2 protein-coding genes are annotated in these 4,674 nt (G+C 75.7%); both read left to right on the top strand.

Annotation, left to right across the window (positions count from 1 at the left end):
* The coding region (locus tag ACFU99_RS33695; RefSeq protein ID WP_384399348.1) for a PD-(D/E)XK nuclease family protein at window positions 1-1,762 on the top strand (1,762 nt) is incomplete at its 5' end.
* Between the two features lie 98 nt (window positions 1,763-1,860).
* Window positions 1,861-4,674 (top strand): ATP-dependent helicase (locus tag ACFU99_RS33690; RefSeq protein ID WP_384399345.1); only part of this gene is annotated, 2,814 nt, incomplete at its 3' end.

Genomic DNA, 4,674 nt, shown 5'->3' with positions numbered 1-4,674 from the left:
GGGGACGGGCGTACCGCGGCCGTCGGACGTACTGATAGCCGAGGCGCTCGCCGAACCGGAGCGCCTCGTGGCGCACGACCCGGCGTACGCGCGGGGCGCGCGGATACTCGGCGAGCTGCTGCGCAAGACCCGCGAGCTGCTCGCCGGGGGCGGCACCGCCGAACAGGCGCTCTGGGAGCTGTGGTCCGGCACGACCTGGCCGGACCGCCTGGAGCGCGCGGCCCGCAGGGGCGGCCCCGGCGGGCGCAACGCCGACCGCGACCTGGACGCGGTGTGCGCGCTCTTCGAGACCGCCGCGCGCGCCGAGGAGCGCACCGGCGGCCGGGGCGCGCTCAACTTCCTCGACGAGCTGGACGCGCAGGACATCGCCGCCGACACCCTCGCCGGCCGGTCCGTGCGCCCGGAGGCCGTGCGGCTGATGACCGCGCACCGCTCCAAGGGCCTGCAATGGCGGCTGGTCGTCGTCGCGGGCGTACAAGAGGGACTCTGGCCCGACCCGCGGCGGCGCGGCTCCCTGCTGGAGGCCGACCGGATCGGCCGCGACGGGCTCGCCGACCCCCTGCCGCCGGGCGCGCTCCTCGCCGAGGAGCGGCGGCTGTTCTACGTCGCGGCCACGCGTGCGCGCGAGCGCCTCGTCGTCACCGCCGTGAAGGCCGCCGCGGACGACGGCGACCAGCCCTCCCGCTTCCTCGGCGAGCTCGGCGCCGAGCCCGTGGACGTCACGCAGCGCCCGCGCCGCCCCCTGGCCGTCGCCGCGCTCGTCGCCGAGCTGCGGGCCACCACCGTCGACCCCGGGGCCTCGGACGGGCTGCGGGCCGCCGCCGCCCAGCGGCTCGCCCGGCTCGCGGCGCTCCATGACGACGAGGGACAGCCGCTCGTACCGGCGGCCCACCCGTACCGCTGGTGGGGCCTGAACGAACCGACGCACAGCGCGGTGCCGCTGCGCGACCGCGACCGCCCGGTCGCGCTCTCCGGGTCCGCCCTGGACCAGCTCGTCAACACGTGCTCCCTCCAGTGGTTCCTCGGCCGCGAGGTGAAGGCCGACGCGCCGGCCACCGCCGCGCAGGGGTTCGGCAACGTCGTGCACGTACTGGCCGACGAGGTGGCCTCCGGGCGCACCCCCGCCGACCTCGCGGTCCTCATGGAGCGCCTCGACTCCGTCTGGGACGCGCTCGCCTTCGAGGCCCCCTGGAAGTCGCGGCAGGAGAAGGAGAACGCGCGCGCCGCCCTGGACCGCTTCCTGCGCTGGCACGTCATGGAGCGCGGCGGCCGCTCGACCGTCGCCACGGAGCACGATTTCGACGTCACCCTCAAAACCGACGCCTATATGGTGCGCATCCGCGGCTCCATGGACCGCGTCGAAGCGGACGCCCAGGGGCGCGCCTACGTGGTCGACTTCAAGACCGGCAAGGCCGCCGTCACCGCGAACGACGTCGCCCGCCACCCGCAGCTCGCCGCCTACCAGCTGGCGGTGCGCGAAGGCGCGGTCGACGACCTGTTCGACGGGCGGCGCCCCGAGGACGGCGGCGCGGAGCTGGTGCAGCTGCGCCAGGGGGCCGCGAAGAAGGACGGCGGCGACGAGCTGCCCAAGGTGCAGTCCCAGGAGCCCCCCGAAGGGGAGTGGGTGAGCGACCTGCTGGCCACCGCCGCGGGCCGCGTGCTCGACGAACGCTTCGCCCCCCGCCCCGGCCAGCACTGCACCCGCTGCTCCTTCCGCGCCTCCTGCACCGCCCGCCCGGAGGGGCAGCACATCGTCGAGTGACGAACGGCACGGCGGGGCGGCCGGGCGGGGTGGGTGAGACGACGGTGATTGGCGGTGATTGGCAGTGGTTGTCGGAGGGTGCCGTTAGCCTCACTGGAGTGGCAGCACGCATCACCGATCCCGAGCAGCTCAAGGAGCTCCTCGGCATCCCGTTCACCCCGGAGCAGACGGCCTGCATCACCGCGCCGCCCGCCCCGCAGGTCATCGTGGCCGGAGCCGGGTCCGGCAAGACCACGGTGATGGCCGCGCGCGTCGTCTGGCTGGTCGGCACCGGCCAGGTCGCCCCCGAGCAGGTGCTGGGCCTCACCTTCACCAACAAGGCCGCCGGCGAGCTGTCCGAGCGGGTCCGCAAGGCCCTCGTCGAGGCGGGCGTCACCGACCCGGAGCCCGCCGACCCCGACGCGGCGCCCGGCGACCCGCAGATCTCCACGTACCACGCGTTCGCCGGCCGGCTCCTCAAGGAACACGGCCTGCGCATCGGCCTGGAGCCCACCGCCCGGCTGCTCGCCGACGCCACCCGCTTCCAGCTCGCCGCCCGCGTCCTGCGCACCTCGCCCGGCCCCTACCCGGCGCTCACCCGCTCCTTCAGCGACCTCGTCGCCGACCTCCTCGCCCTCGACGGCGAGCTCTCCGAGCACCTGGTGACCCCCGAGCGGCTGCGCGCGTACGACACCGCGCTGCTGCACACCCTCGAAGGCGCCAAGCTCAGCAACCCCGATCTGCGCAAGGCCCCCGACGCCGCCCGCGCCCGCCTCGAACTCCTCGACCTGATCGGCGGGTACCGCAAGGAGAAGCGCGACCGCGACCTCATCGACTTCGGCGACCAGATCGCCCTGTCCGCGCGGCTGGCCCAGGACCGGCCGGAGGTCGGCCGCATCCTCCGGGAGCAGTTCGCGGTCGTCCTCCTCGACGAGTACCAGGACACCTCCGTGGCCCAGCGGCTGCTGCTCTCCGGCCTGTTCGGGGGCGGCACGGGCCACGCCGTCACCGCCGTCGGCGACCCCTGCCAGGCCATCTACGGATGGCGCGGCGCCTCCGTGGCCAACCTCGACGACTTCCCGGCCCACTTCCCGTTCGCGGACGGCAGCCCCGCGCGGCGCTTCGCGCTCAGCGAGAACCGCCGCAGCGGCGGCCGCCTCCTCGACCTCGCCAACCGCCTCGCCGCCCCGCTGCGCGCCCGCCACGAGGGCGTGGAGGCGCTGCGCCCCGCCCCCGGAGCAGAGCGCGACGGCCTCGTACGGTGCGCGCTGCTGCCCACCCACGCCGAGGAGCTGACCTGGCTCGCCGACTCCATCGCCCACCTGGTGCGCACCGGCGCCCGGCCCGGCGGCATCGCCGTGCTGTGCCGCACGGCCGGTGATTTCGCGCGCATCCAGGGCGAGCTGGTCGAGCGGGACATCCCCGTCGAGGTCGTCGGCCTCTCCGGGCTGCTCCACCTCCCGGAGATCGCCGACCTCGTCGCCGTCTGCGAGGTCCTCCAGGACCCGACGGCCAACGCCGCGCTCGTCCGGCTGCTGACCGGACCGCGCTGGCGCATCGGCCCCCGCGACCTGGCGCTGCTGGGCCGCCGCGCCCGTACGCTCGTGCCCTACGGCGGCGGGGAGAGCGACCCGGACCGCAGGCTGGCCGAGGCCGTCGAAGGCGTCGACCCGGCCGAGACGGTCTCCCTGGCCGACGCCCTCGACACGTTCCTGGCGGCCGACGCGTCCGCCCCGGACGACGGGCTGCCGTTCTCCGCCGAGGCCAGAGTGCGCTTCGCCCGGCTCGCCGCCGAACTGCGCGACCTGCGCCGCTCGCTGGCCGACCCGCTCATGGACGTCCTGCACCGGGTGCTGGCCGCCACCGGCCTGGAGGTCGAACTCTCCGCCTCCCCGCACGCACTGGCCGCCCGCCGCCGCGAGACCCTGTCGAGCTTCCTCGACATCGCGGCGGGCTTCGCCGCCCTGGGCGGCGAGATCACCCTGTCGGCCTTCCTGGGCTTCCTGCGCACCGCCGAGCAGTACGAGAAGGGGCTCGACAGCTCCCTCCCCGGAGGGGAGGACACCGTCAAGGTGCTCACCGCCCACAAGTCCAAGGGACTCGAATGGGACGTCGTCGCCGTCCCCGGACTGGTCGGCAAGCAGTTCCCCAGCGAGCAGTCCCGCGAGTCCTGGACGGCCCAGGCCAAGGTGCTGCCGCACGCGCTGCGCGGCGACGCGGGCACGCTGCCCGACATCAGGGAGTGGGACGCCAAGGGGATGGCCGCCTTCAAGGCGGCCATGAAGGCCCACCAGGAGACCGAGGAACTCCGCCTCGGCTACGTCACGTTCACCCGCCCCCGCTCCCTGCTGCTCGGCTCCGGCCACTGGTGGGGCCCCTCCCAGAAGAAGCCGCGGGGCCCTTCCGCCTTCCTGGAGGCCCTGCGCGAGCACTGCGAGGCGGGTTACGGCGAGATCGAGGCGTGGGCCGACGCCCCGGAGAAGGACGCCGAGAACCCCGTGCTCGCCGCGTCGGAGGCGGACCGCGCGTGGCCCCTGCCCCTGGACCCGGAGGCCCTCCGCCGCCGCCGCGCCGCCGCCGACGCCGTCAAGGCCCACCTGGACCGCATGGCGGGTCCCCCAGGCGGGCAGGAGGCGCAGGCCGGGCATGAGCACGGCGACGGCCCGTATCCGCACACCGCGCACCCGGACGCCGCCGAGGAGCCCGCCCCGCCGTTCCCGGACGACGGGCCGTTCCCTGACGACGAGCCGCTCCCGGACGAGGAGCTGTTGTACGAGCCGCGGCCGGACGACGACGGCGGCGGTGGCCTCTGGGACGACTGGCCGACGGCCGAGCGGCCCGGCGGGCACCCGCCCGAGGCGCCGGAGACGGCGTCCTCCGCGGCTCCCGCGGCCTCCTCCCTGCCGGGGCCCCGCCGTGGCCCGGAAGCCGGT

The sequence above is a fragment of the Streptomyces sp. NPDC057654 genome (genome assembly GCF_042800135.1).
Lineage (GTDB): Bacteria > Actinomycetota > Actinomycetes > Streptomycetales > Streptomycetaceae > Streptomyces.
The sequence above is the reverse complement of the archived record's forward strand: the minus strand, read 5'-3'. Positions and strand labels throughout refer to the sequence as shown.